The organism is Pseudomonas sp. IT-196MI5, from assembly GCF_949767415.1.
In the GTDB taxonomy this organism is placed as follows: domain Bacteria; phylum Pseudomonadota; class Gammaproteobacteria; order Pseudomonadales; family Pseudomonadaceae; genus Aquipseudomonas.
The window spans coordinates 334,951-361,492 of sequence record NZ_CATKPZ010000044.1 but is presented as its reverse complement, the minus strand read 5'-3'; the positions used below and the strand labels follow the sequence as shown (position 1 = coordinate 361,492).

The following is a 26,542-nucleotide window of genomic DNA, read 5'->3' as shown; positions in this document are numbered from 1 at the left end:
GGCTTCTCCGACTGCCGGCGACGGCAGTCGGATGCTTGATCGCAACCCCTTGATTGAGAGTCTCTTATGTTTCCCGAAAGCTTTACCTTTTCCATCGCCGACTGGGTCAACGGTTGGGTCGATTCGCTGGTCACCAACTACGGCGACGTGTTCCGGCACATCTCCGATACCCTGTTGTGGGCCATCGTCAATCTTGAAAGCCTGCTGCGTGCAGCGCCCTGGTGGCTGATGCTGGCAATCGTGGCGGGCGTGGCCTGGCACGCGACCCGTAAAGTCGTGACCACCGCCGTCATCGTCGGCTTGCTGTTCCTGGTGGGTGCAGTCGGCCTCTGGGACAAGCTGATGCAGACTCTGGCGCTGATGATGGTGGCGACGATCATTTCGGTGTTGATCGGCATCCCGCTGGGCATTCTCTCGGCGCGCAGCAACCGCCTGCGTTCGGTGCTGATGCCGTTGCTGGACATCATGCAGACCATGCCGAGCTTCGTGTACCTGATTCCGGTGCTGATGCTGTTCGGCCTGGGCAAGGTCCCGGCGATTTTCGCTACCGTGATCTACGCCGCGCCGCCGCTGATCCGCCTGACCGATCTGGGCATTCGCCAGGTCGACGGCGAAGTGATGGAAGCGATCAACGCCTTCGGTGCCAACCGCTGGCAGCAACTGTTCGGCGTGCAACTGCCGCTGGCCCTGCCGAGCATCATGGCGGGGATCAACCAGACCACCATGATGGCCCTGTCGATGGTGGTGATCGCCTCGATGATCGGTGCCCGTGGTCTGGGTGAAGACGTACTGGTGGGGATTCAGACCCTCAACGTCGGACGTGGCCTTGAGGCCGGTCTGGCGATCGTGATTCTGGCTGTGGTGATCGACCGCATTACTCAGGCGTACGGTCGCGCACGGCATGAGGTGAGCAAATGAACAACGCAACCGTGAGCAAGATCGAAGTCAAAAACGTCTTCAAGATTTTCGGCAACCGTTCCAAGGACGCGCTGGCCATGGTCGGCCAAGGCAAGACCAAGGATCAGGTGCTGGCCGAAACCGGCTGCGTGGTGGGCGTGAACGACCTGTCGCTGAGCATCGGCAGCGGCGAGATCTTCGTGATCATGGGCCTGTCGGGTTCCGGCAAGTCGACCCTGGTGCGCCACTTCAACCGCCTGATCGACCCGACCAGCGGCGCGATCCTGGTGGACGGCGTGGACATCCTGCAATACGACATGGAAGCCCTGCGCGAATTTCGCCGGCGCAAGATCAGCATGGTGTTCCAGAGCTTCGGCCTGTTGCCGCACAAGAGCGTGCTGGACAACGTCGCCTACGGCCTGAAAATCCGCGGCGAAAGCAAAGCCATGTGCGCCGAGCGTGCGCAGCACTGGATCAACACCGTGGGCCTCAAGGGCTACGAAAACAAATACCCGCATCAGCTTTCCGGCGGCATGCGTCAGCGCGTGGGCCTGGCCCGTGCCCTGGCGGCGGACACCGACATCATTCTGATGGACGAAGCCTTCAGTGCCCTCGACCCATTGATCCGCGCGGAGATGCAGGACCAGTTGCTGGAACTGCAAAAGACTCTGCACAAGACCATCGTCTTCATCACCCACGACCTCGACGAGGCCGTGCGCATCGGCAACCGCATCGCGATCCTCAAGGATGGCCGCCTGATCCAGGTCGGTACGCCGAGAGAGATCCTGCACTCGCCGGCGGATGAGTACGTCGACCGCTTTGTGCAGCGTCGGGCGGCGGTGGTTTAAAAGGTTTGTGCCGGCTGTGCTGGCCCCATCGCGAGCAAGCTCGCTCCCACAGGGGATCCCCGGTGTTCACAAAACCTGTGGGAGCGAGCTTGCTCGCGATGAGGCCGGAAAAGCTGCATCAAAATTCAGGTTTGTACGCAGAGGTTGAAGATGTCCCAGGCTGAAAAAATCGTTATCACCCAAGCGCAGGTAACCTGGCAGGACGTGGTCGCCGTGGCCCGCGATGGCGCACAGCTTGAGCTGTCGGCGCCGATCTGGGCGCGCATCGAAAACGCGCAGGCCATCGTCCAGCGCATCGTCACCAGCGGTGAACGTGCTTATGGCATCAACACCGGCCTGGGCGCGCTGTGCAACGTCTCGCTGCAGGACGAACAACTCAGCCAGTTGTCGCGCAACACCTTGCTCAGCCACGCTTGCGGCGTGGGTACACCGCTGACCAACGAGCAGACCCGCTCGATCATGTGCGCCGCCGTCGTCAACTACAGCCACGGCAAGTCCGGCCTGCACCGTCAGGTCGTCGAAGCACTGCTGGCACTGCTCAACCGTGGTATCACCCCGCAAGTGCCGTCCCAGGGTTCCGTGGGCTACCTGACCCACATGGCTCACATCGGCATCGCGCTGCTGGGCGTCGGCAATGTCAGCTATCGCGGTCAGGTCGTTTCCGCGCAGCAAGCGCTGGCCGAAGAAGGCCTGCAACCAGTCAAGCTCGGCGCCAAGGACGGCTTGTGCCTGGTCAACGGCACACCGTGCATGACTGGCCTGAGCTGCCTGGCCATTGCCGATGCCACGCGCCTGCTGGAATGGGCCGACGTGATCGGCGCCATGAGCTTCGAAGCCCAACGCGGGCAAATCGACGCCTTCGACGCCGAGATCATCGCGCTCAAACCGCACCCGGGCATGCAACAGGTCGGGATCAACCTGCGCGCACTGCTCGACGGCAGCGAAGTGATCGCCCAGAGCAAAGGCATTCGTACCCAGGACGCGCTGAGCATCCGCTCGATTCCGCAGGTGCACGGCGCCGCACGCGATCAACTGGTGCATGCGACCAGACAGATCGAAACCGAACTCAACGGCGCCACCGACAATCCGCTGGTGCTGGGCACCGCTGACAATTACCGCGTGGTGTCCCAAGCCAACCCCCACGGCCAGTCCGTGGCAATGGCGGCGGACTTGCTGGCGATTGCCATGGCGGAAATCGGCTCCATCGCCGAACGTCGCCTGGACCGTTTGATCAACCCGCACGTCAGCGGCCTGCCGGCCTTCCTGGTGGCCAACCCGGGTGTGAACTCCGGGATGATGATCGTGCAATACGTCGCCGCTTCGCTGTGCGCGGAAAACCGTCAACTGGCGCAACCGGCAGTGTTGGATAACTACGTGACGTCGGGCCTGCAGGAAGATCACCTGAGCCTGGGCACCAACGCCGCGCTGAAGCTGCATCGTGCGCTGGAAAACTGCACGCAAATCCTTGCCATCGAGTATTTGCTGGCGGCCCAGGCGTTTGAATTTTTGAAAGAACAACGCTTCGGCGCAGGCACCGATGCGGCCTGGCGCCTGCTGCGTGAACGTGTTCCGGCCTACGATCAGGATCGTTGGTTGGCCCCGGACATTGCCGCCGCTGCTGCGGTATTGAAAGACCCGATTTTGCTGCACAACGCTTTTCCAGAACTGAACTGACTTCCACAACACCAGCGTGCCAAGGCGCGGCTCCCTAAAAGGCAGACGCGACGGACAACGGACATCTCCGGAGCGTCTGGTGAGTTAACAACAACTCTCAAAAGGAGCACAAAATGACTGCGCTAAACCTGATTCCCGGCCAACTGAGCCTCGCCCAACTGCGTGACGTCTATCAGCAGCCGGTGAAACTGACCCTCGACCACAGCGCCTCGGCCCAGATCGAAGCCAGCGTTGCCTGCGTGGAGCAGATCCTCGCCGAGAACCGCACCGCTTACGGCATCAACACCGGCTTCGGCCTGCTGGCCTCGACCCGCATCGCCAGCGAAGACCTGGAAAACCTGCAGCGCTCGTTGGTGCTGTCCCACGCCGCCGGTGTCGGTCAGCCAATCAGCGACGAGCTGGTACGCCTGATCATGGTGCTCAAGGTCAACAGCCTGAGCCGTGGTTTTTCCGGTATCCGTCGCGTAGTGATCGACGCGCTGATCGCCCTGATCAACGCCGAGGTTTACCCGCATATTCCATTGAAAGGTTCGGTCGGTGCCTCCGGTGACCTGGCGCCTTTGGCCCACATGTCGCTGGTGCTGCTGGGCGAAGGCAAGGCACGCTACAAAGGCGAGTGGATGGAAGCCACCGAAGCGCTGAAAGTCGCCGGTCTGACTCCGCTGACCCTGGCTGCCAAAGAAGGTTTGGCGCTGCTCAACGGCACTCAAGTCTCCACCGCGTTTGCCCTGCGTGGCCTGTTCGAAGGTGAAGACCTGTTCGCCGGTGCCTTGGCGCTGGGCGGCCTGACTGTTGAAGCGGTGCTGGGTTCGCGCTCGCCGTTCGACGCACGCATCCACGCTGCCCGTGGCCAGAAAGGCCAGATCGATGCCGCCGCCGCGTACCGCGATCTGTTGGGCGAGCGCAGCGAAGTCTCCGACTCCCATGAAAACTGCGAAAAGGTCCAGGATCCATACTCCCTGCGTTGCCAGCCGCAAGTCATGGGCGCCTGCCTGACCCAGTTCCGTCAGGCCGCCGAAGTGTTGGCCATCGAAGCTAACGCCGTATCGGACAACCCGTTGGTGTTCGCCGCTGAAGGTGATGTGATCTCCGGTGGTAACTTCCACGCTGAGCCGGTGGCCATGGCCGCTGACAACATGGCGCTGGCCATCGCTGAAATCGGTTCCCTGAGCGAACGCCGTATCTCGCTGATGATGGACAAGCACATGTCGCAACTGCCGCCGTTCCTGGTGGCCAATGGTGGCGTGAACTCCGGCTTCATGATCGCCCAGGTGACCGCAGCGGCACTGGCCAGCGAGAACAAGGCCCTGTCCCATCCGCATTCGGTGGACAGCCTGCCGACTTCCGCCAACCAGGAAGACCACGTATCGATGGCGCCGGCGGCTGGCAAGCGTCTGTGGGAAATGGCCGAGAACACCCGCGGGATTCTCGCCGTAGAATGGCTGGCAGCGGCTCAGGGTCTGGATTTGCGCAACGGTCTGAAAACTTCGCCAAAACTGGAAAAGGCCCGTGCCATTCTGCGTAACGAAGTGCCTTTCTATGAGAAAGACCGCTTCTTCGCGCCGGACATCAATGCGGCGACTGAATTGTTGGCCTCGCGTTGCCTGAACGAGCTGATCACGACCAAGCTTTTGCCTAGCCTGTAATGGCCCCTTCGCGAGCAGGCTCGCTCCCACAGGATTCGTGCAATCCTATGTGGGAGCGAGCTCGCTCGCGATTCGATTTTGCGTCGCATAACAATAACTAGGGACGAGAAATGCAACAGCCGGAAAAGGGTTTGAAACGCGGGCTCTCTGCCCGACATATTCGCTTCATGGCGCTGGGGTCGGCGATCGGCACCGGGCTGTTTTATGGATCTGCCTCGGCCATTCAAATGGCCGGGCCTGCGGTACTGCTCGCTTACCTGATTGGTGGCGCGGCGGTGTTCATGGTCATGCGCGCCCTCGGTGAGATGGCGGTGCACAACCCGGTGGCCGGCTCTTTCGGCCAGTACGCCAGCACCTACCTGGGGCCGATGGCGGGCTTCATCCTCGGTTGGACCTACGCATTCGAAATGGTCATCGTCGGCATGGCCGATGTCACCGCGTTCGGTATCTACATGGGCTTCTGGTTCCCGGAGGTTTCCCGCTGGATCTGGGTGCTGGGTGTCGTTTCCATCGTCGGCGGCCTGAACCTGTGCAACGTCAAAGTCTTCGGTGAAATGGAGTTCTGGCTGTCGCTGCTCAAGGTCGCGGCCATCATCGCGATGATCCTGGGCGGTTTCGGCATCATGTGGTTCGGCATCAGCTCGGCCCCCGGCCAGGTGACCGACATCAGCAACCTCTGGAACCACGGCGGCTTCATGCCCAATGGCATGGGCGGTCTGATTGCTTCGTTCGCAGTGGTGATGTTTGCGTTTGGCGGTATTGAAATCATCGGCGTAACGGCGGGTGAAGCCAAGGACCCGCAGCACGTGCTGCCCCGGGCGATCAATGCCGTACCGTTGCGGATCCTGCTGTTCTACGTGCTGACGATGCTGGTGCTGATGTCGATCTTTCCATGGCAGCAGATCGGCAGCCAGGGTAGCCCGTTCGTGCAGATTTTCGACAAGCTGGGGATCAGCTCGGCGGCCACCATCCTCAATATCGTGGTGATCACGGCGGCGATTTCGGCGATCAACAGTGACATCTTCGGCGCTGGCCGCATGATGTTCGGTCTGGCCCAACAAGGCCATGCGCCCAAGGGCTTCGCCCGCCTGTCGCGCAATGGCGTGCCATGGATGACCGTGGTGGTGATGAGTGCCGCGCTGTTGCTGGGCGTGTTGCTGAACTATCTGATCCCGGAAAACGTGTTCCTGTTGATCGCTTCCATCGCGACCTTTGCCACGGTGTGGGTCTGGCTGATGATTCTGGTGACCCAAGTGGCCATGCGCCGGTCCATGAGCGCCGAACAGGTTGCACAACTGAAATTCCCGGTACCGCTCTGGCCCTATGCGCCGGCGGCGGCGATTGCCTTCATGCTGTTCATTTTCGGCGTGCTCGGCTATTTCCCGGACACCCAGGCAGCGCTGATTGTCGGCGTGGTCTGGATCGTGTTGCTGGTGCTGGCTTACCTGACGTGGGTGAAACCAGCGGCGGGTCAGGCAGCCCTGGTGACACAGGACCCTGTTTTTTCTCATCGATAACCTAATGGAGGCCAAGGATGAAAACTCTCTGGCAACACTGTCACGTCGCAACCATGGCACAAGGCGTCTACTCGATCATCGAGGACGCGGCCATCGTGACGTCAGGTGCGCACATTGAGTGGGTCGGTCCGCGCGGTGAATTGCCGGCGGGCGAGTATCCGGCCGTCAATGATTTGAACGGAGCCTGGGTCACACCGGGCCTGATCGACTGCCATACCCATACGGTGTTCGGCGGTAACCGCAGCGGCGAATTCGAGCAGCGCCTGCAAGGCGTCAGCTACGCGCAAATCGCCGCCAGCGGTGGCGGCATCGCCAGCACCGTGCGCGCCACTCGTGCAGCCAGCGAAGATGAACTGTTCGCCAGTGCCGCCAAGCGCCTGAAAAGCCTGATGCGCGATGGCGTCACCAGCATCGAAATCAAGTCCGGCTACGGCCTGGACCTGGCCAACGAGCGCAAGATGCTGCGTGTGGCCCGTCGCCTCGGCGCCGAACTGCCGGTCAGCGTGCGCAGCACCTGCCTGGCCGCTCACGCCCTGCCGCCGGAATACGTCGATCGCGCCGATGACTACATTGATCACATCTGCGCCGAAATGCTGCCGGCCCTGGCCGCTGAAGGGCTGGTCGACGCGGTGGATGCCTTCTGTGAATACCTGGCGTTCTCCCCGGCGCAGGTCGAGCGTGTATTCATCACCGCCCAGGAACTGGGCTTGCCGGTGAAGCTGCACGCCGAGCAGTTGTCGTCGCTGCACGGTTCGAGCCTGGCGGCGCGTTACCACGCGTTGTCCGCCGATCATCTGGAGTTCATGACCGAGGACGACGCCATCGCCATGGCCAAGTCCGGTACGGTCGCGGTGCTGTTGCCCGGCGCCTTTTACTTCCTGCGTGAAACCCAATTGCCGCCGATGGAAGCGCTGCGCAAGCACGGCGTGAAAATCGCCATCGCCAGCGACCTCAATCCGGGCACCTCGCCGGGACTGTCGTTGCGCCTGATGCTGAACATGGCTTGCACCTGTTTTCGCATGACCCCGGAAGAAGCCCTGGCCGGCGCGACGATTCACGCTGCCACCGCACTGGGCATGGCCGCCACCCATGGTTCGCTGGAGGCCGGCAAGGTCGCGGACTTCGTCGCCTGGCAAATCGATCGCCCGGCCGACCTGTCGTACTGGCTGGGTGGTGACCTGGAAAAACGCGTCGTGCGCCACGGCGTCGAATCAAGTCTGTAGGAGATCTGTTGTGGATAAGGTTCTGAACTTCAAACAAGGCCGCGTGCCGCTGCTGATCAGCATGCCCCACGCTGGTGTGCGCTTGACGCCAGCAGTCGAGGCCGGGTTGATCCCGCAAGCCAAGAGTTTGCCGGACACCGACTGGCACATCCCGCAGCTGTACGATTTCGCCGAGGAGCTGGGTGCCAGCACCCTGGCTGCCGAGTACTCGCGGTTCGTCATCGACCTGAACCGTCCATCTGACGACAAGCCACTGTACGTGGGCGCGACCACCGGCCTGTACCCGGCCACGCTGTTCGATGGCGTGCCGTTGTTCCGCGAAGGGTTGGAGCCTTCTGCCGATGAGCGTGCGACTTACCTGGAACAGATCTGGACGCCGTACCACAGCACCTTGCAGCAGGAGCTGGCGCGACTGAAAGCCGAGTTCGGCTACGCGCTGCTGTTCGATGCGCACTCGATCCGCTCGATCATCCCGCACCTGTTCGACGGCAAACTGCCGGACTTCAACCTTGGTACCTTCAATGGCGCCAGTTGCGATCCACAGCTTGCGACCCAGCTGGAAGTGATCTGCGCGCGTCACGACAACTACACCCACGTGCTGAACGGACGCTTCAAGGGGGGCCACATCACCCGCCATTACGGCAACCCGGTCGAGAACATCCACGCCGTGCAGCTGGAGCTGGGGCAGTGCACGTACATGGAAGAGTTCGAGCCGTTCCGTTATCGCCCGGACCTGGCAGAGCCGACGCGGGTGGTGTTGAAGGAATTGCTGCAAGGGTTGCTGGCCTGGGGCGAGAAGCACTACAAACGTTGAGCCCCGCCACATAACCCTGTGGGAGCGAGCCTGCTCGCGAAAGCGGTGGGTCAGCTAGCATACAAGTTGCCTGACACGCCGTCTTCGCGAGCAGGCTCGCTCCCACATGAGTCGCCTCCGTGCAAAACACGGTCGCCACAGGTCGCTTCTACCGCTCGTCTGCTGCGTAATGTTCTGGCCACGGTGCACAAAGACACCGCCCCGACAATAATCCGCTGCCGCACGAGAATGCTCTCTATGACAAGCCCCAAAGGTCTGTTCACCCGCTGTCTCTCAATCTTCTGCGGCACCGCTCTGTTGAGCGCCGGCGCCATGGCCGCGGACGACGCATCCTGCAAAACCGTGCGCATGGGCGTGGTCAACTGGACCGACGTGATCGCCACCAGTGGCATGGCGGATGTGCTGCTTAACGGTCTTGGCTACGAAAGCAGGCAAACCAGCGCCGTGCAGCAAATCATCTTCGCCGGCATCCGCGACAAGCGCCTGGACATCTTCCTCGGTTACTGGAAACCGGCGATGGATAAAAACATCGCACCGTTCGTGGCTGCCAATCAGGTCAAGGTCATGGACAAACCGAGCCTGGCCGATGCCCAGGCCACCCTCGCGGTCCCGGACTATGTGGCAGCGGCCGGACTGAAAACCTTCGCCGACATCGCCAGGTTCAAGGATCAGCTCGGCGGCAAGATCTACGGCATCGAGCCGGGCAGTGGCGCCAACACCACGATCAAGACCATGATCGAAACCAATCACTTTGGCCTGAAGGACTTCAAACTGATCGAGTCCGGTGAGGCCGGGATGCTGGCGGCCGTGCAGCGGGCGGTGAATCGCAAGGAATTCGTGGTGTTCGTCGGCTGGACCCCGCACCCGATGAACATCAACATGAAAATCACCTACCTGACCGGCAGTGAAGACGTGTACGGCCCGAATGAAGGTGCTGCGACCGTTTCCACCGTAACCGCGCCGGATTACGCCCAACGTTGCCCGAACGTCAATCGCCTGCTGGAAAACCTCACGTTCAGCGCCGCTCAGGAAAGCCAGTTGATGGTGCCGATCATGGAGCGCCAGACGGCTCAGGATGTCGCGAAAAAATGGTTGCGTGACCATCCCGAAGACTTGCAGCGCTGGCTGGCGGGTGTCAGCAGTGTCGATGGCAAGGATGGCGTGGCGACGGTTCAGGCCAGCCTGAAGAACTGACCCCTGTCTGCTCCGTGCAAGACCTGTGGGAGCGAGCTTGCTCGCGATGGCGGCGTATCAGTTGACATCAATTTTGAATGTCCTACCGCTATCGCGAGCAAGCTCGCTCCCACAGGGTGGTCACCACACATCTCCCTGAACGGGCACCAGGCTCATGGCTCCTTACCCGCTTTCCGAGCAAATGACGGCTTTCGTCGAGAAAACCGTCAGCTTCAACAGCACCGACAGCAGTATCACCGGGTTGCGCCAGGCCTACAGCGAGATGTGCCGGGCGTTTACCCCGGCACGCCCCGCCGGGTTGTCTGTGGATGATTTCGAGTTGGCCGGTGTTGCGGTTCGTTGCTATCAACCACCGGCCAGTGGTGCGTCGTGCATCGTTTACCTGCATGGCGGTGGCTGGGTGGTGGGGGACCTCGATTCCCACGATTTCATTTGCGCCGAATGGGCATCGACACTGGGTGTACGGGTGGTCGCCGTCGATTACCGCCGGGCGCCGGAGCATCCGTTTCCCGCCGCGTTCGATGATTGCCTGAAGGTCTGGCGAGCACTGCTCGCCAGGCCGCTTCAACTTGACCCTGCGCGCATGCTGGTGGCCGGCGACAGTGCCGGTGGCAACCTCGCGGCGGCGTTGTGCCTGGCGCTGCGCGATGCCGGCGAGCCGCTGCCGTGCGCGCAGGTTCTGATCTATCCGGGGTTGGGCGGCGACCACCGGTTGCCGTCGCGCAGCGAGTGCATCGACGCGCCGTTACTCGGCAGCAGTGACGTCGATTATTATCACGCGCTCTACCTGCAAGGCACCCGCCATCCGAACGCCTACGCCATGCCATTGCTCGCCACGGATTTCAGCGGTCTGCCACCGGCATGGATCGCCGTGGCGCAATTCGACCCGTTGCGCGATGACGGCGTGCTGTATGCCGGGCGACTGAAAGCTGCGGGCGTGGCTACCACGCTCTATGTCGGCGAGGGTCTGGTTCATGGCTGTTTGCGAGCCCGCGGGCAGGTAGCCGAGGTCGATGCGCTGTACGAAACCTTGTTCGGATATCTGTCGGCAAGACTCTGACTCTGCATGGGCATGCTCATTGACGTAATTCGGGTTTATGATGCCGGACGGCAGAACAATAGAAGTCCCCCCAGGGATGACCTTGACCCCTTACGGAGTGCGCAATGCAGACTTTGTACCCACAGATCAAACCCTACGCCCGGCACGATCTGGCCGTCGATGCGACCCACACCCTGTACGTCGACGAAAGCGGTTCACCGGAAGGTTTGCCCGTGGTGTTCATCCATGGTGGTCCCGGTGCCGGATGTGATGCCCAGAGTCGTTGCTTCTTCGATCCCAATCTCTATCGCATTGTCACGTTCGATCAGCGCGGTTGCGGTCGCTCCACCCCCCACGCCAGCCTGGAAAACAACACCACCTGGGACCTGGTCGCCGACCTTGAGCGGATTCGCCAGCACTTGGGCATCGACAAGTGGGTACTTTTTGGCGGCTCATGGGGTTCGACCCTGGCGCTGGCCTATGCACAAACCCATCCTGAACGTGTACACGGTCTGATCCTGCGCGGGATCTTTCTCTGCCGTCCGCAGGAAATCGAATGGTTCTACCAGTCCGGCGCCAGCCGCCTGTTCCCCGATTACTGGCAGGACTACATCGCGCCCATCCCTCTGGACGAGCGCAACGACTTGCTTACCGCGTTCCACAAGCGTCTGGTCGGTAACGACCAGATTGCCCAGATGCACGCGGCCAAGGCCTGGTCCACCTGGGAGGGCCGCACCGCGACCCTGCGTCCTAACCCGCTGGTAGTGGATCGCTTCTCCGAGCCACAACGTGCATTGTCGATTGCCCGTATCGAATGCCACTACTTCAGCAACCACGCCTTCCTGGAACCGAACCAGTTGATCCGCAACATGGACAGGATCGCCCATTTGCCCGGCGTGATCATCCATGGTCGCTATGACGTGATCTGCCCGCTGGATAACGCCTGGGAACTGCATCAAGCCTGGCCGAACAGCGAACTGCAGGTCATCCGCGATGCCGGTCATGCCGCTTCCGAACCGGGCATCACCGACGCGCTGGTGCGCGCCGCCAATCAGATGGCCCGGCGCCTGCTTGACCTGCCGCCTGAAGAAGCATGAAGGGCCTGTTGCAACGGGTGCGCGGCGCGCGGGTCGAGGTCGCGGGCGAAGTCGTAGGTGCCGTCGATCAGGGATTGCTGGTCCTGGTAGCCGTCGAGCCCGACGACACGCGGGCCAGCGCCGACAAACTTCTCAATAAGCTGCTTAACTATCGGGTGTTCAGTGACGCTGAGGGCAAGATGAATCTGTCCCTGGCGGATGTGGGCGGCGGGCTGCTGCTGGTCTCTCAGTTCACTCTGGCTGCCGATACTAAAAACGGGCTGCGTCCGAGTTTTTCGACTGCGGCCCCTCCGGCGCTGGGCGAGGAGCTATTCGACTATTTATTAAGCAAAGCGAAACAGGTGCATGGCACTGTGGCATCAGGTAGATTCGGCGAGGATATGCAGGTGCACCTGGTCAATGATGGCCCGGTAACCTTCCTGTTACAGACCTGAAAGCGTTTGAAACAAGTTTTTACGCTCAATTCGACTGAAAACAGGACTTTTTCGCGATAAATACTTTGTTACCCCTGATGCGTTGTAACGCGGCCTACTAGATAATCGCGCGCTACGGGGATCAGCGTTCGTTGGTCCATTTTGACTTAGGTAGAGAATTGTCCGGATCCGATTGGGGAATCATTTCGCCCCAGCGGAGTCGGAACAATGCTCGCCAACTTGGCAAGAGTGGTTTGCAAGGGCGGTTTTTTCATACCGTACACCGAGCAGACCCTTTAACTGGCCGTTGGTTTTTTGATCTGTTTTCGGCGAGGGTTGCTCGTGATTGTTAGTCCCTGTAATGCACCAAAATTGTCTGCCAAACGGTTACGCAGCGCCCTGGTAGCGGGCTCTGCACTGCTCTGCCTGCTCAGCGCCGGCCAGCTTTGGGCATTCAGTCTGGATGATGTATCGGTCAAGGCAAAAGAGCTGGCCGCGCAGAAATACGAGGCGCCGCGCAGTAACCTGCCGAACGAGTTCCGCGACATGAAATTCGCGGACTATCAGAAAATTCGCTTTCTGACGGAAAAAGCTGAATGGGCTGACCAGAAGACACCGTTCAAGCTGTCCTTCTATCATCAGGGCATGCATTTCGATACGCCGGTGAAAATCAACGAAATCACTGCGAACACCGTCGAAGAGATCAAGTACGACCCGAGTCGCTTCGACTTCGGCGACGTGCAGTTCGATCCCAAGGCCACCGAACAACTGGGTTATGCCGGTTTCCGTGTGCTGTACCCGATCAACAAGGCCGACAAGCAAGACGAAATCATGACCATGCTCGGCGCGAGCTACTTCCGCGTCGTCGGCAAGGGTCACGTCTATGGCTTGTCCGCTCGCGGCATGGCGCTTGATACCGCGTTGCCGTCCGGCGAAGAATTCCCGCGTTTCCGCGAATTCTGGATCCAGCAGCCCGCGCCAGGCGACAAGCACCTGGTGATTTTCGCCCTGCTCGACTCTCCGCGTGCCACCGGTGCCTATCGCCTGATCCTGCGTCCGGGCAGCGATACCATCGTCGACGTCAAGGCGAAGATGTTCCTGCGTGACAAGGTCGGCAAGCTGGGTATCGCCCCGTTGACCAGCATGTACCTGTTCGGCGCCAACCAGCCGTCGAAGGTACTGAACTACCGTCGCGAACTGCACGACTCCAGTGGTCTGGCGATCCATGCCGGCAACGGCGAGTGGATCTGGCGTCCGCTGAACAACCCGAAACACCTGGCCGTGAGCAACTTCAGCGTGGAAAACCCGCGCGGATTCGGTCTGCTGCAACGTGGCCGCGACTTCAGCCACTACGAAGACCTCGACGATCGCTACGACAAGCGCCCAAGCGCCTGGATCGAGCCGAAGGGTGACTGGGGCAAGGGCACTGTCGACCTGGTCGAGATTCCGACCGCCGACGAGACCAACGACAACATCGTAGCCTTCTGGAATCCGGAAAAATTGCCGGAACCTGGCCAGCCGCTCGATGTCGCTTATCGTATGCACTGGACCATGGATGAAGCGGCGATTCACGCACCGGACAGCGCCTGGGTCAAACAGACCCTGCGCTCCACTGGTGACGTCAAGCAGTCCAACCTGATTCGTCAGCCGGACGGCAGCGTTGCCTACCTGGTGGACTTCGAAGGCCCATCCCTGGCGGCATTGCCCGCCGATGCGGAGGTTCGCAGCCAGGTCAGCGTCGGCGACAACGCCGAACTGGTGGAAAACAGCGTGCGCTTCAACCCTGAAACCAAGGGCTGGCGCCTGACCCTGCGGATGAAGATCAAGGATCCGGGCAAGTCCACCGAGATGCGTGCCGCGCTGGTGCAGAACATAGTGCCTGCGGACCTGGCCAAGACTTCGATTCCGTCGTCGAACTCGTCGGTTGCCAAGGCCGACAAGGTTGCCGCCAAGCAACAGGAGAAAGCAGACAAGGAAGCCAGGCAAGTGGAGGCCAAGCAGGCCGAAGCGAAGCCTGTTACAGATGCCAAGGACAAGGCCAATCAAGACGCCAAGCAGCCTGCCGCTGCCGACGCGGCCCCAGCCACACCGGAATCGGCGCCGACTGAAGAAGTCCTGACCGAAACCTGGAGCTATCAGTTGCCTGCCGATGAGTAACTCTCAAGTACGGCCAGAAACTCTCTCCGAGTATCTGGCGCATCTGCCGATGACCGACCAGCAGCGCGCGGAACTCGCGGGCTGCCAGTCTTTCAGCGAATTGCACGAACGCCTGTCGTCATCGACGTTCGATGCCCCGACCGAAGCCGCCCAGGCTTCGGTCGGCAAACGCTTGACCCTGAGCACCGCCGAGGAGCTGCAGGACGCGGAAATGCTGGTGCTCGACGCCAACGGCCGGGTCTGCCTCAAGGCGACCCCGCCGATCCGGCGGACCAAGGTCGTGCCGGAGCCGTGGCGCACCAACATTCTGGTGCGTGGCTGGCGTCGGATGACCGGTCGTACCAACCCGCCGAAGCCGCCGAAGGACGAGCGGGTGTTGCCTGCTGCGCGCTGGCGCACCGTGGGTTCGATCCGTCGCTACATTCTGTTGCTGCTGATGCTCGGTCAGACCATCGTCGCCGGCTGGTACATGAAAGGCATCATGCCGTACCAGGGCTGGTCGTTCGTCGACCTCGACGAAGTGCTGCACCAACCGCTGCTGCAAACCGCCACGCAAGTGCTGCCGTATGCCTTGCAGACCAGCATCCTGATCCTGTTCGGGATTCTGTTCTGCTGGGTCTCGGCTGGTTTCTGGACCGCACTGATGGGCTTCCTCGAACTGCTCACCGGCCACGATAAATACCGTATCTCCGGTAAAAGTGCCGGCAATGAGCCGATTCCAAAGGATGCGCGCACCGCCCTGGTGATGCCGATCTGCAACGAAGACGTGCCACGGGTATTCGCCGGTCTGCGCGCGACTTTCGAGTCTGTCGCGGCCACGGGTGACCTGGACCGCTTCGACTTCTTCGTCCTCAGCGACAGTAATGACGCCGATATCTGTGTCGCCGAGCAACAGGCCTGGCTGGATGTCTGCCGCGAAGCCGGGGGCTTCGGCAAGATCTTCTATCGCCGCCGTCGTCGTCGCGTAAAACGTAAAAGCGGCAACCTTGATGACTTCTGCCGTCGTTGGGGCGGTGACTACAAGTACATGGTCGTACTCGATGCCGACTCCGTGATGAGCGGCGAGTGCCTGACCAGTCTGGTGCGCCTGATGGAAGCCACGCCGGACGCCGGGATCATCCAGACCGCGCCACGGGCGTCGGGCATGGACACCCTGTATGCGCGCATGCAGCAGTTCGCCACTCGTGTGTATGGCCCGTTGTTCACCGCCGGCCTGCACTTCTGGCAGCTGGGCGAGTCGCACTACTGGGGCCACAACGCGATCATCCGCATGAAGCCGTTCATCGATCACTGCGCCCTGGCGCCGTTGCCGGGTAAAGGCGCGTTCTCCGGTGCGATCCTGTCCCACGACTTCGTTGAAGCCGCGTTGATGCGCCGTGCCGGCTGGGGCGTGTGGATTGCCTACGACTTGCCGGGCAGCTATGAAGAACTGCCGCCGAACCTGCTGGACGAACTCAAGCGTGACCGTCGCTGGTGCCACGGCAACCTGATGAACTTCCGCCTGTTCCTGGTCAAGGGCATGCACCCGGTGCACCGCGCGGTGTTCCTGACCGGCGTGATGTCCTACCTGTCGGCGCCGTTGTGGTTCTTCTTCCTGGTGTTGTCGACTGCGCTGCTGGCGGTCAACACGCTGATGGAGCCGCAGTACTTCCTCGAACCGCGCCAGCTCTACCCGTTGTGGCCACAATGGCACCCGGACAAGGCGATTGCGCTGTTCTCGACCACCATCGTGCTGCTGTTCCTGCCGAAACTGTTGAGCATCATCCTGATCTGGGCCAAGGGTGCGAAAGAGTTCGGCGGCAAGTTCAAGGTGACCCTGTCGATGCTGCTGGAGATGCTGTTCTCCATGCTGCTGGCGCCGGTGCGGATGATCTTCCACACCCGTTTTGTCCTCGCTGCGTTCCTCGGCTGGGCCGCGACCTGGAACTCGCCGCAACGTGACGACGACTCCACGCCGTGGAGCGAAGCGGTCAAGCGCCACGGCCCGCAAACCCTGCTGGGCTTCTTCTGGGCCATGCTGGTGATCTGGCTGAACCCGAGCTTCCTGTGGTGGCTGGTGCCGATCGTCGGCTCGTTGATGCTGTCGATTCCGGTGTCGGTGATCTCCAGTCGCGTTGGCCTGGGCCTCAAGTCCCGTGACGAGAGCCTGTTCCTGATCCCTGAGGAATACAATCCGCCGCAGGCGTTGCTGGCCACCGACCAGTACACCCACGAAAACCGCTGGCACGCGCTGAACGACGGCTTCGTCCGTTCGGTGGTCGATCCACAGCAGAACGCCCTGGCGTGCTCGCTGGCGACCTCGCGTCACCGTCAGGCCGAGCCGATCGAATGGTTGCGCAACGAGCGGGTGCGCCACGCGATGAAAGCCGGACCTGAAGGCTTGACCAACAACGAGCGTGTGCAACTGCTGAGCGACCCGGTGGCCTTGGCCCGCCTGCATGAGCAGGTCTGGAGCGAAGGCCACGCCGAGTGGCTGGGCGCATGGCGCAAGTCGGTCAAGGCCGACCCCCATGCACCGCTGCTGCCGCTCAAGCCGATGAGTGTGCAGCCTCAGGTGGCGTAATGAAAAAACCCGCGAAAGCGGGTTTTTTTATGGCTTCAAAAGTTATACCGCGTCGCTCCCATCGCGAGCAGGCTCGCTCCCACAGGGGGTAGTGCCTGGCACAGATATTATGGTCGAGCAGGTCAGTGTGTGGGCCTGCCCGCGAAGGCATCACCTCGGTCTTTAGTAGGCCGAGCCATGCGCATCACCTCAAATCTTGAATCTGCCCACCAGCATCTGCAAATGTGTACCCAGTCGCGCCAGCTCAACGCTGGAGGCTGCGGTCTCCTCACTGGCTGCCGAGGTCTGGTCCGACACATCCCGCACGTTCAGCACGCTGCGATTGATCTCTTCGGCCACGGCGCTTTGCTGTTCGGCGGCAGCGGCGATCTGCTGGTTCATCGCCTGAATCGCCGAGACGGTGCGGGTGATGCTTTCCAGTGAGCCGCCGGCGCGGCGGGTCAGTTCGACACTGCTGTCGGTCAGGTTGCGGCTGTTGTCCATGATGGTCGCCACTTGCTGCGTGCCGCTTTGCAGGCCGACGATCAGCTCTTCGATCTCTTCGGTGGACTTCTGGGTGCGCTGGGCCAGGCTGCGGACTTCGTCTGCCACCACGGCAAAACCACGCCCGGCTTCACCGGCGCGGGCAGCTTCAATCGCCGCGTTGAGCGCCAGCAGGTTGGTTTGCTGGGCCACGGATTTGATCACGTCGAGCACGCTGCCGATCTTGTCGCTTTCGCGCTTGAGTTCGCCCATGGCAGCGGTGGAGTGGCCGACTTCCTTGGCCAGGCGTTCGATCTGGGCGATGGCTTCACCCACCACTTTGTCGCCCTCGCGGGCCTGCTGATCGGCGGCGACGGCAGCTTCACAGGCTTCTTCGGCGTTGCGCGCGACTTCCTGCACGGTGGCGGCCATTTCGTTCATGGCAGTCGCGACCTGATCGGTCTCGACCTTCTGGCTGTTGACCCCGGCGCTGGTCTGCTCGGTGACGGCGGACAACTCTTCGGCGGCGCTGGCGATCTGCGTGACGCCATCGCTGATGCCGCCGATCAGTTCGCGCAGGCCCTGGGTCATGCTCTGCATGGCACGCTGCAACTGGCCGAGTTCGTCGCGGCGCTGCGACGTCAGGTTGTGGGTCAGGTCGCCACTGGCGACGCGCTCGGCGACGGCCAGGGTCTGGTTCAACGGAATGATGATCTGCCGGGTGATCGCCCAAGCGGCCAGCAGGCCGAAAGCGATGGCCAGCACGGTGGCGAGGGTCAGCATGTTCTTGGCATGGGCGGCGTCGGTGTCACGCACGACGGTTTGCGAGACGGTGAGTTTCTGGCTCATGCCCGACAGGATGTCGCCTTGGGCAGACATGCGGGCCAGGGCCTTGGCGCTGGCCCCCTGGGAGTCGCGGAACTGGCTGACAGCGGCGCGGTAGGCCTTCAGTGAATCAGTCGCCTGTTGCAGGTTGGCGATGTGTTCTTCAGGCAGTTTGGCCGGCAGGCTCTCGAGGTTCTTCAGGGCGTTGTCGATCGCGTCGAGGGCCGGTTGTTCGGCCTCGCTCTTGCCGCTGTAGGTGTAGCCACGCACCTGGAAACGCGCCTGCTGGATCAGTTTGCTCAGGTCGGTCACGCTGTTGAACGCCGCCACGCTGTCCCCTTGCAGCATGGATTTTTCCACTTCGGCGACGCGAGCCACGGCATTGTCGGCGGTGGCGCCGAGTTTGCTGCGGGCGTCTTCACGCTGGGCGCCGGCCTGGGTCATGTCGCTGAAGGCACGGCGGTATTCGGCGACAGCGGCCAGTTGTTGATCGACCATGGCCGTATCAGCCGGTTGCTCGATCAGGCCGCGGGCGGTCTGCAGGCCGCTTTCGAGTTTGCCCAACAGATCGTTGACGGCACCGGGACCTTGTTCGCCGCGACGCATCTCGTAATCCAGGCGAGCGATGCGCAGGTCCTTGGTCAGGTCGTTGAGACTGGCGATGAACCCCAGTTTATCGCCACGGCTGGTCACGCCGCTCAGGCCACTCCAGCCGGTGAAGGTGATCAGCAAGGTCAGTAACAGCACCAGACCGAAGCCGATCCCCAGCTTGCGTTTGACGCTGACGTTTCCCAGATTCTCGGCTAGCCATTGATACATGCTGAAACTCCCCGGACCGCAATTTGGTTTTATGGGGAGGTTATCGGCCGGCGGGCGGGGTTCTGTAGTACGGGTGGCTGATCATCCAGGGCAGATGGCAGACCTGTGGGAGCGAGCTTGCTCGCGATAGCGGCATGTCAGTCAACAATGAAGTGGCTGATACACCGTCATCGCGAGCAAGCTCGCTCCCACAAGGGAAAGTGTCTGGGATTAGAAAAGTCGGGCCAGCAGCGCCGTCACGGCGGTTTCGACCCGCAGAATGCGCTCGCCCAGTTGCACCGGTTGCAGGCCGGACTTGCCCAGCAGGTCGATCTCGTAGGGAATCCAGCCACCCTCGGGGCCGATGGCCAGGGTCACCGGTTCGCTGAGTGCGCGAGGGCAGGGTGGGTAATTGCCCGGATGCCCCACCAGGCCGAGGGTACCGTCGGTGATCGCCGGCAAACGGTCTTCGACGAAGGGTTTGAAGCGCTTCTCGATGACGACTTCCGGCAGCACGCTGTCCCGTGCCTGTTCGAGGCCGAGGATCAACTGCTCGCGAATCGCCTCGGGCTCCAGGAACGGGGTCTGCCAGAAGCTCTTCTCGACGCGATAGCTGTTGACCAGCACGATCCGTGGCACACCCATGGCCGCCACGGTCTGGAACACCCTGCGCAGCATCTTGGGCCGTGGCAGGGCCAATACCAGGGTCAATGGCAGCTTGGCTGGTGGTGGCTGGTCGAGGGTGACGCGCAATTCCGCTTCGCCAGCGTCCAGGCGCAGCACTTCGGCCGAGCCCATCAGTCCGCCGATCCGCCCGACGCGCATGCTGTCACCCACTTCACAGCGGTGGACTTCCTGCATGTGGGTCAACCGGCGATCACGCAGGATCACCCGGTCGGCCGCAATGAAATCGGCGTCTTCGAGCAGCAGCAGGTTCACGGTTGAGTCGCTGGTGGCTGGTCGTTGTGGTCGTCAGCCGGCTGGTCGTCCGGATGTTCGCCACGTTTGCTGATCAGGCTGCCAAACAGGATGCCTATCTCGAACAACAGCCACATCGGCACGGCCAGCAGGGTCTGCGAGAAGATGTCCGGCGGCGTCAGGATCATGCCGACCACGAAGCAGCCAATGATCACGTACGGGCGGATTTTCTTCAGGTATTTGACGTCGACTACGCCGATCCACACCAGCAGCACCACGGCCACCGGGATTTCGAACGCCACGCCAAAAGCGAAGAACAGCGTCATGACGAAGTCGAGGTAGCTGGTAATGTCGGTCATCATTTCCACGCCGGCCGGAGTGGCGGAGGCGAAGAACTTGAAGATCAGCGGGAACACCAGGAAGTAGGCGAAGGCCATGCCGGTGTAGAACAAAAAGATGCTGGAGACCAGCAAGGGCACGGCAATGCGTTTTTCATGCTTGTACAGGCCGGGGGCGATGAAACCCCAGATCTGATGCAGGATCACCGGAATCGCCAGGAACAGCGAGACCATCATCGTCAGTTTCAGTGGCGTGAGGAACGGCGACGACACGTCGGTGGCAATCATCGTCGCGCCGGCCGGCAGGTACTGGCGCAGCGGTGTGGAGACGAAGGTGTAGATCTGCTGGGTGAAGGCAAACAGGCCGGCGAAGATGATGAAAATCGCCGCTACGCAGCGCAGCAGTCGGGTACGCAACTCGGTGAGGTGCGAAACCAGCGGCATGTGCTGGTCGTTTTCAGGGAGATCGCTCATGGGGCTCGCGGCGGCAGTGTTGGGTCATGAGGGGCCGGCGCAACGGGCGCAGCCGCAGGTGTAACGGGTTCAACGGGTGTGGCTGCAACAACAGGCGCAGGTGTCGGGTCGACAGCAGCGGCAGGCGCATGAATCGTCTGCTCTCCCACATGCTCCACCGGCGTCGGCTCCTGCTGGGTCGGCGTGAAGATTTTCCGCGCCTCCTGCTCAAGCGACAGGATGTGCTCGTTGTGCAGTTGCCGACGAATCTCGTCGGCACCGATTTCACGTTCAACTTCCTGTTTGATTGCGTTGAAGCTGCGCTTCAGACGCCCGACCCACAGGCCAGCGGTGCGCGCAGCGCCCGGCAAGCGCTCGGGGCCCAGCACCAGCAGGGCGACGAGGCCGACGAGCAGCAGTTCAGAGAAGCTGATACCAAACATTAGTCAGTGCTCACACGTCTTTGCGGATCGGCTCTTCGACTTTCTGGGCCTGCACGTCGATGGTATGCGGCTGGTTCACCGAGGCTTGAGGCTGAACAGGTGGCACCGGTTGGGCCGGGTTCGCATTCGGGTCGGCCGGTTTTTCGTCGTCGTTCATGGCTTTCTTGAAGCCCTTGATCGATTCGCCGACGTCGGTGCCGAGGTTTTTCAGTTTCTTGGTGCCGAACACCAGTACCACGACAACCAGGATGACGATCCAGTGTTTCCAGTCAAAAATGCCCATGCTGCTGCTCCTCTCTAATCGTTATTCAGGCGGACGGGCGCGAGGCTTTCTCGGCGTGTCCGGAGAGACCGAAGCGACGGTCCAGTTCATCGAGTACAGCCTGTGGATGCTGCCCCAATTGGGCGAGCATGACCATGCTGTGGAACCACAAATCGGCGGTTTCGTAGATCACATCGCTGCAGTCGCCGCTGACGGCGGCATCCTTGGCGGCAATGATGGTTTCGACCGACTCTTCGCCGACCTTTTCCAGAATCTTGTTCAAACCCTTGTGATACAGGCTGGCGACATACGAGCTGTCGGCGGCGGCGCCTTTGCGCTCTTCCAGTACTTCGGCCAGACGGGTCAGTGTGTCACTCATGTGTATGCCCTGCGCAGTAGATGGCGTGCGGATCTTTGAGCACCGGGTCGACCGTTGTCCAGTCGCCGTTTTCAAAGACGCGGTAGAAGCAGCTCTGGCGGCCGGTATGGCAGGCGATGCCGCCGATCTGCTCGACCATCAGGATGATGACATCGGCGTCGCAGTCCAGGCGCATCTCGTGCAGGGTTTGCACATGGCCAGACTCTTCGCCCTTGCGCCACAGCTTGCCACGGGAGCGTGACCAGTAAATGGCGCGGTTCTCGGCAGCGGTCAGTTCCAGTGCTTCGCGGTTCATCCAGGCCATCATCAGGACGCGCCCGGTCTTGTGATCCTGGGCAATGGCCGGTACCAGGCCGTCAGCGTCCCACTTGATCTCGTCCAGCCAATTCTTCATCTACGACTCCGATACGGGCCCGCACTACAAAGTCGGGGGCCTACGTTCAATGCAGCGTCCAAACAGTGTGCCAGCGTGTTGCGCGACTGGCTATCGGCGCACGACCAGATACAAACCGACCGCCATCATGATGCCGGCCGGCCAGTAAGCCAACTGGTTCAGCGGGCCGCCAGCGGCAAGGATTGCGCCTCCGGCCAGGTGGGCCGTGCCGAGCAGGCGCAGGAACCAGTCATCGCGGCGTCGATGCCACGCTGGCGGCGGGTCGTAGGCGTGGGGTTGGGACATGCGTTCGAGCAGGTCGCGGGCCATGTTGGCCAGGTGCGGGATCTGTTCGAACTGGCTGTGCACGTTGCCGAGCAGGGCTTTGGGACTGACCCGCTCGCGCATCCAGCGTTCGAGGAACGGCTGCGCGGTGTTCCACAGGTCGAGGTCCGGGTACAGCTGGCGGCCCAGGCCTTCGATGTTCAGCAGGGTCTTCTGCAGCAGCACGAGCTGCGGCTGCACTTCCATGTTGAAGCGGCGCGCGGTCTGGAACAGGCGCATCAGCACCTGGCCGAAGGAAATATCCTTCAGCGGTTTTTCGAAGATCGGCTCGCACACCGTGCGGATCGCCGCTTCGAATTCGTTGAGCTTGGTTTCCGCCGGCACCCAGCCCGAATCGATGTGCAACTGCGCCACGCGACGGTAATCGCGCTTGAAGAAGGCGAACAGGTTGCGCGCCAGGTAATCCTGGTCTTCCGGGGTCAGGCTGCCGACGATGCCGCAGTCGATGGCGATGTACTGCGGGCTCCACGGATTCACGGTGCTGACGAAAATATTGCCCGGGTGCATGTCGGCGTGGAAGAAGCTGTCGCGAAACACCTGGGTGAAGAAAATCTCCACGCCACGCTCGGCGAGCATTTTCATGTCGGTACGCTGATCGGCCAGGGTCGCCAGATCGGTAACCTGAATGCCGTAGATGCGTTCCATCACCAGCACTTTCGGCCGACACCAGTCCCAATGGACTTGCGGCACGTACAGCAGCGGCGAGCCGTCGAAATTGCGCTTCAACTGGCTGGCGTTGGCCGCTTCGCGCAGCAGGTCGAGTTCGTCGTAGATGGTTTTTTCGTAATCGCTGACCACGTCCACCGGGTGCAGCAGGCGCGCATCGGCCGAGAGTTTTTCGGCGGCGCGAGCGAGGATGAACAGCCATGCCAGGTCCTGGGCGATCACCGGTTTGAGGCCAGGGCGGATCACCTTGACCACCACTTCTTCACCGGTTTTCAGTTGCGCGGCATGCACCTGCGCCACTGAGGCCGAGGCCAGCGGTTCGACATCGAAACGGCTGAACACTTCGCTGATTTTCTTGCCGAGTTGTTCTTCGATCAGCTTGATCGACACTTGCGAGTCGAACGGCGGAACGCGGTCCTGCAGCTTCATCAGTTCGTCGGCGATGTCTTCGGGCAACAGATCTCGGCGGGTGGACAGGATCTGTCCGAACTTGATGAAAATCGGCCCCAGGTCCTGCAACGCCAGGCGCAAGCGTGCGCCACGGCTCAGGTCCAGGGTCTTGCGCGGGAACCAGCGCCACGGCAGGACATAACGCAGCGCCCGCAGGAACCAGGGCAGTGGCAGGGCGAACAGCAGGTCATCGAGGCGGTAGCGGATCACGACGCGCTGGATGCGCAACAAACGGCGGACGGCAAGCAGCTTCATGCGTTATCGCTTGGGTCGAGGGATCGGGAAAGGCGCTCGAAACGCGCCTCGAGACGTTCCAGATCGAGCTTGATCTGGTCCAGTTCACTGAATCGGGCTTCGGCTTCGCGCTGACCGACCAGGGTGCGCGACTCTTCGGCCAGGTACTCGCCCAGGTTCTGGCCCAGGCTGGCAAAGCCTTGCTGATACCAGCGGGCGCGGCTGCGCAGGTGACCGCCGACCAGTTGCGTGGTCACCGGGCCCAGCACGCGCGCGAGTTCGTACTCCCAGTCCAGCTCCAGGTCCTGGAGGATCGCCGCCAGTTCCAGCAGCACGCCGCTGTCGCCGTCGAGTTCGACTTCAGGGCTGTGCAGGATCGAGGTCTTGTCCTTGCTCATGGCCAGTTTCAGCAGGCTTGAAGCCGGTGCACGCAGGGTACAGTCGGCGCCGGTTTCCCACTGGGAGGCGAGCATCAGGCCTTCGTCGCTGGGCAGGATGAACAATTGCAGCGCCGGGCTGCGGCAATCGACGGCAATCACTTTGCCGGTCAAATGCGCCAGCCGCGGCAGCGCCGTGCTGTCGAGACGCAGCACCCGGTTCAGGCCGAGCTCAACGCTGGCGAGCAGGCCGGCGAGCAGCATCAGGGCTTGATGCCGCGGTGCAGGGCGACGATGCCTGCGGTCATGTTGTGATAGGTCACGCGGTCGAAACCGGCCTCGACCATCATCGACTTCAGGGTTTCCTGATTCGGGTGCATGCGGATCGATTCAGCCAGGTAGCGATAGCTTTCCGAGTCGTTGGTGATCAGCTTGCCCATCAGCGGCATGAAGGCGAACGAGTAGGCGTCGTAGGCCTTGGACATCAACGCGTTGGTCGGCTTGGAGAATTCCAGCACCAGCAAACGGCCGCCAGGCTTGAGCACGCGCAGCATCGAGCGCAGGGCATCTTCCTTGTGGGTCACGTTGCGCAGGCCGAAGGCGATGGTCACGCAGTCGAAATGGTTGTCCGGGAACGGCAGCTTTTCCGCATCGGCCTGGACGAATTCAACGTTGCCGGACACACCGAGGTCCAGCAGGCGGTCACGACCGACCTTGAGCATGGACTCGTTGATGTCGGCCAACACGACCTGGCCGGTGGGGCCTACCAGGTGCGAGAACTTGCGGGTCAGGTCGCCGGTACCGCCGGCGATATCCAGCACGCGGTTGCCGGTGCGCACGCCCGACAGTTCGATCGCGAAACGCTTCCACAGACGGTGCATGCCGCCCGACAGAAGGTCGTTCATCAGGTCATACTTGGCGGCTACCGAGTGGAATACCTCAGCGACTTTTTCCGCTTTCTGGCTTTCCGGAACGTTTTTGAAGCCGAAGTGAGTGGTGGGTTCGGCATCGCTGCCTTTGCGCTGATCAGTCATATCGCTGTCACCAAAAGAGAATGCGCGACATTCTAATCCCCAAGGCATGCTTTGTCTTGGCAAGGCTGAAGGTAAGATGGGTAACCATCGGGACGTTTTGACGCAGCAGGGGTCAAGATGCCTCGGGAAAGCATTCATAAAGCAGGAGTCATTCGATGGCCCGTATTAGTGTTGAACGTGCCCATGGCCTGGGTAAGGAAGCGGCTCGCGAGAAGGCCGACAAGCTGGCGCAGAAACTTTCCGATCAGTATGGCCTGGAGCCGCAGTGGTCCGGCGACACCCTGAACCTCAAACGCTCGGGTGTGAAGGGCGCGGTGCATGTCGCCGAGGATTCTATTCGCGTCGAAGTGGAACTGGGCCTGATGATGTCGGCCATGAGCGGCATGATCAAAGCGGAAATCGAAAAGGCGCTGGATAAGGTCCTGGTCTGATTTCCGATTGAAATCACATCCCTTGTAGGAGTGAGCCTGCTCGCGATAGCGGTTAACCAGTCAACATTGATGTCGGCTGATACTCCGCAATCGCGAGCAGGCTCACTCCTACATTTTTATGTGGCGCGCCCGACGGTTTATGTCATTTGTTAGGGTGCCGTTTCTAATTTTTCTCCCTACTTTGTGCCAGTGCCCGACACTTGTCCGGGCGGTTCCTCAAACCTTCTGCGCGTGAGGTGCACCATGGCCAAAGTTATATTGAAGAAAAAAATCGATCCGTCGACCGGCACGCCGAGCGACGTCAAATCCTACGCCCGCAAGATCTGGCTGGCAGGCCTGGGTGCCTACGCCAAGATCGGTCAAGAGGGCAGCGAGTACTTTCAAGAACTGATCAAGGCTGGTCAGGTTGTTGAAAAGAAAGGCAAAAAGGTAGTCGCCGAAAAACTGGAAGCGGCCAATGCCGAAATCGATGAAGCCAAGAGTGAAGTCAGCACTTTCAAAGGCCGTGTCGAAGTTCAACTCGACAAGGTCGAGAAGGCGTTCGACACGCGTGTCGCAAGTGCCTTGAATCGTATCGGCATTCCGTCTAAACATGACGTTGAGACACTCTCTGCTAAGCTCGATGAGCTGACGGCATTGCTCGAACGTGTCGCGCGTAAATCTTAAGGAGAA

At 61.3% G+C, this 26,542-nt stretch carries 25 protein-coding genes and 1 pseudogene; 15 read left to right on the top strand and 11 right to left on the bottom strand.

What is annotated here, in order from left to right:
- Positions 1 to 66: 66 nt before the first annotated feature.
- The 13 genes from ACM6IK_RS22575 to mdoH all read left to right on the top strand — a co-directional run bounded on the left by ACM6IK_RS22575 (position 67) and on the right by mdoH (position 17,082).
- Entirely contained in the window at positions 67 to 918 is an 852-nt protein-coding gene (locus ACM6IK_RS22575; protein ID WP_103396924.1) for an ABC transporter permease, read from the top strand.
- Positions 915 to 1,745 carry a quaternary amine ABC transporter ATP-binding protein gene (locus ACM6IK_RS22570; protein ID WP_414876066.1) on the top strand — a complete coding sequence of 277 codons (831 nt, stop codon included), beginning with the start codon at positions 915 to 917 and terminating at the stop codon, positions 1,743 to 1,745. The genes ACM6IK_RS22575 and ACM6IK_RS22570 overlap by 4 nt, the downstream gene beginning before the upstream one ends.
- Before the next feature lie 150 nt (positions 1,746 to 1,895).
- Positions 1,896 to 3,419 (top strand): histidine ammonia-lyase, encoded by a 1,524-nt coding sequence (gene hutH / locus ACM6IK_RS22565; RefSeq protein ID WP_414876065.1) that lies wholly within the window; start codon positions 1,896 to 1,898, stop codon positions 3,417 to 3,419.
- A 113-nt stretch (positions 3,420 to 3,532) separates the two neighbouring features.
- Positions 3,533 to 5,065 carry a histidine ammonia-lyase gene (hutH, locus tag ACM6IK_RS22560; RefSeq protein WP_414876064.1) on the top strand — a complete coding sequence of 511 codons (1,533 nt, stop codon included), beginning with the start codon at positions 3,533 to 3,535 and terminating at the stop codon, positions 5,063 to 5,065.
- A gap of 110 nt (positions 5,066 to 5,175) precedes the next feature.
- Positions 5,176 to 6,582, top strand: coding sequence for an amino acid permease (locus ACM6IK_RS22555; protein ID WP_414876063.1), 1,407 nt, complete (start codon positions 5,176 to 5,178; stop codon positions 6,580 to 6,582).
- Between the two features lie 17 nt (positions 6,583 to 6,599).
- Positions 6,600 to 7,805: an imidazolonepropionase gene (gene hutI / locus ACM6IK_RS22550; protein WP_414876062.1), complete on the top strand. Its 1,206-nt coding sequence runs from the start codon at positions 6,600 to 6,602 to the stop codon at positions 7,803 to 7,805.
- 10 nt (positions 7,806 to 7,815) lie between these two features.
- On the top strand, positions 7,816 to 8,619 hold the full coding sequence (gene hutG, locus ACM6IK_RS22545) for an N-formylglutamate deformylase (RefSeq protein WP_414876061.1): 804 nt from the start codon (positions 7,816 to 7,818) through the stop codon (positions 8,617 to 8,619).
- A gap of 237 nt (positions 8,620 to 8,856) precedes the next feature.
- Positions 8,857 to 9,813 (top strand): choline ABC transporter substrate-binding protein, encoded by a 957-nt coding sequence (locus tag ACM6IK_RS22540; RefSeq protein WP_414876060.1) that lies wholly within the window; start codon positions 8,857 to 8,859, stop codon positions 9,811 to 9,813.
- A gap of 154 nt (positions 9,814 to 9,967) precedes the next feature.
- The gene (locus ACM6IK_RS22535; protein ID WP_414876059.1) at positions 9,968 to 10,873 is read left to right on the top strand and encodes an alpha/beta hydrolase; all 906 of its coding nucleotides are present in this window, start codon (positions 9,968 to 9,970) and stop codon (positions 10,871 to 10,873) included.
- Between the two features lie 104 nt (positions 10,874 to 10,977).
- A complete protein-coding gene (gene pip / locus ACM6IK_RS22530; protein WP_414876058.1) occupies positions 10,978 to 11,949 on the top strand; it encodes a prolyl aminopeptidase in 972 nt (323 codons plus the stop codon).
- Complete coding sequence (gene dtd / locus ACM6IK_RS22525; RefSeq protein ID WP_414876057.1) at positions 11,946 to 12,383, top strand: D-aminoacyl-tRNA deacylase; 438 nt, start codon at positions 11,946 to 11,948, stop codon at positions 12,381 to 12,383. The genes pip and dtd overlap by 4 nt, the downstream gene beginning before the upstream one ends.
- A gap of 321 nt (positions 12,384 to 12,704) precedes the next feature.
- A complete protein-coding gene (locus tag ACM6IK_RS22520) occupies positions 12,705 to 14,519 on the top strand; it encodes a glucan biosynthesis protein G (protein WP_414876056.1) in 1,815 nt (604 codons plus the stop codon).
- Entirely contained in the window at positions 14,512 to 17,082 is a 2,571-nt protein-coding gene (mdoH, locus tag ACM6IK_RS22515) for a glucans biosynthesis glucosyltransferase MdoH (RefSeq protein WP_414876055.1), read from the top strand. The genes ACM6IK_RS22520 and mdoH overlap by 8 nt, the downstream gene beginning before the upstream one ends.
- A gap of 189 nt (positions 17,083 to 17,271) precedes the next feature.
- Here mdoH and ACM6IK_RS22510 read toward each other — a convergent pair whose 3' ends face one another.
- The 11 genes and pseudogenes from ACM6IK_RS22510 to ubiE all read right to left on the bottom strand — a co-directional run bounded on the left by ACM6IK_RS22510 (position 17,272) and on the right by ubiE (position 25,439).
- Positions 17,272 to 17,985: a methyl-accepting chemotaxis protein gene (locus ACM6IK_RS22510; protein ID WP_414876085.1), complete on the bottom strand. Its 714-nt coding sequence runs from the start codon at positions 17,983 to 17,985 to the stop codon at positions 17,272 to 17,274.
- A 141-nt stretch (positions 17,986 to 18,126) separates the two neighbouring features.
- Positions 18,127 to 19,188 (bottom strand): annotated as a pseudogene (locus ACM6IK_RS22505) (methyl-accepting chemotaxis protein); the annotation flags it as partial.
- Between the two features lie 210 nt (positions 19,189 to 19,398).
- Positions 19,399 to 20,106, bottom strand: a complete 708-nt coding sequence (locus ACM6IK_RS22500; protein ID WP_414876054.1) for a 16S rRNA (uracil(1498)-N(3))-methyltransferase — start codon at positions 20,104 to 20,106, stop codon at positions 19,399 to 19,401.
- Positions 20,103 to 20,897, bottom strand: a complete 795-nt coding sequence (gene tatC, locus ACM6IK_RS22495) for a twin-arginine translocase subunit TatC (protein ID WP_414876053.1) — start codon at positions 20,895 to 20,897, stop codon at positions 20,103 to 20,105. The genes ACM6IK_RS22500 and tatC overlap by 4 nt, the downstream gene beginning before the upstream one ends.
- Positions 20,894 to 21,319, bottom strand: coding sequence for a Sec-independent protein translocase protein TatB (gene tatB, locus ACM6IK_RS22490; protein WP_414876052.1), 426 nt, complete (start codon positions 21,317 to 21,319; stop codon positions 20,894 to 20,896). The genes tatC and tatB overlap by 4 nt, the downstream gene beginning before the upstream one ends.
- A 10-nt stretch (positions 21,320 to 21,329) precedes the next feature.
- Complete coding sequence (locus tag ACM6IK_RS22485) at positions 21,330 to 21,602, bottom strand: twin-arginine translocase TatA/TatE family subunit (protein ID WP_108216223.1); 273 nt, start codon at positions 21,600 to 21,602, stop codon at positions 21,330 to 21,332.
- Between the two features lie 25 nt (positions 21,603 to 21,627).
- Positions 21,628 to 21,960 carry a phosphoribosyl-ATP diphosphatase gene (locus ACM6IK_RS22480; RefSeq protein ID WP_007975564.1) on the bottom strand — a complete coding sequence of 111 codons (333 nt, stop codon included), beginning with the start codon at positions 21,958 to 21,960 and terminating at the stop codon, positions 21,628 to 21,630.
- Positions 21,953 to 22,354 carry a phosphoribosyl-AMP cyclohydrolase gene (gene hisI / locus ACM6IK_RS22475; RefSeq protein WP_108216225.1) on the bottom strand — a complete coding sequence of 134 codons (402 nt, stop codon included), beginning with the start codon at positions 22,352 to 22,354 and terminating at the stop codon, positions 21,953 to 21,955. The genes ACM6IK_RS22480 and hisI overlap by 8 nt, the downstream gene beginning before the upstream one ends.
- Before the next feature lie 90 nt (positions 22,355 to 22,444).
- Positions 22,445 to 24,049: a ubiquinone biosynthesis regulatory protein kinase UbiB gene (gene ubiB, locus ACM6IK_RS22470; protein ID WP_414876051.1), complete on the bottom strand. Its 1,605-nt coding sequence runs from the start codon at positions 24,047 to 24,049 to the stop codon at positions 22,445 to 22,447.
- Positions 24,046 to 24,669: an SCP2 domain-containing protein gene (locus ACM6IK_RS22465; protein WP_414876050.1), complete on the bottom strand. Its 624-nt coding sequence runs from the start codon at positions 24,667 to 24,669 to the stop codon at positions 24,046 to 24,048. Before ACM6IK_RS22465 ends, ubiB begins: the two co-directional genes overlap by 4 nt.
- On the bottom strand, positions 24,669 to 25,439 hold the full coding sequence (ubiE, locus tag ACM6IK_RS22460) for a bifunctional demethylmenaquinone methyltransferase/2-methoxy-6-polyprenyl-1,4-benzoquinol methylase UbiE (protein WP_008005057.1): 771 nt from the start codon (positions 25,437 to 25,439) through the stop codon (positions 24,669 to 24,671). The genes ACM6IK_RS22465 and ubiE overlap by 1 nt, the downstream gene beginning before the upstream one ends.
- A 155-nt stretch (positions 25,440 to 25,594) precedes the next feature.
- Between ubiE and ACM6IK_RS22455 the strand changes: the two genes are divergently transcribed.
- Together ACM6IK_RS22455 and ACM6IK_RS22450 are read left to right on the top strand one after the other, a co-directional pair.
- Positions 25,595 to 25,870: a polyhydroxyalkanoic acid system family protein gene (locus tag ACM6IK_RS22455; protein ID WP_108216228.1), complete on the top strand. Its 276-nt coding sequence runs from the start codon at positions 25,595 to 25,597 to the stop codon at positions 25,868 to 25,870.
- A 243-nt stretch (positions 25,871 to 26,113) separates the two neighbouring features.
- Complete coding sequence (locus ACM6IK_RS22450) at positions 26,114 to 26,536, top strand: phasin family protein (RefSeq protein ID WP_108216229.1); 423 nt, start codon at positions 26,114 to 26,116, stop codon at positions 26,534 to 26,536.
- Positions 26,537 to 26,542: the final 6 nt, after the last annotated feature.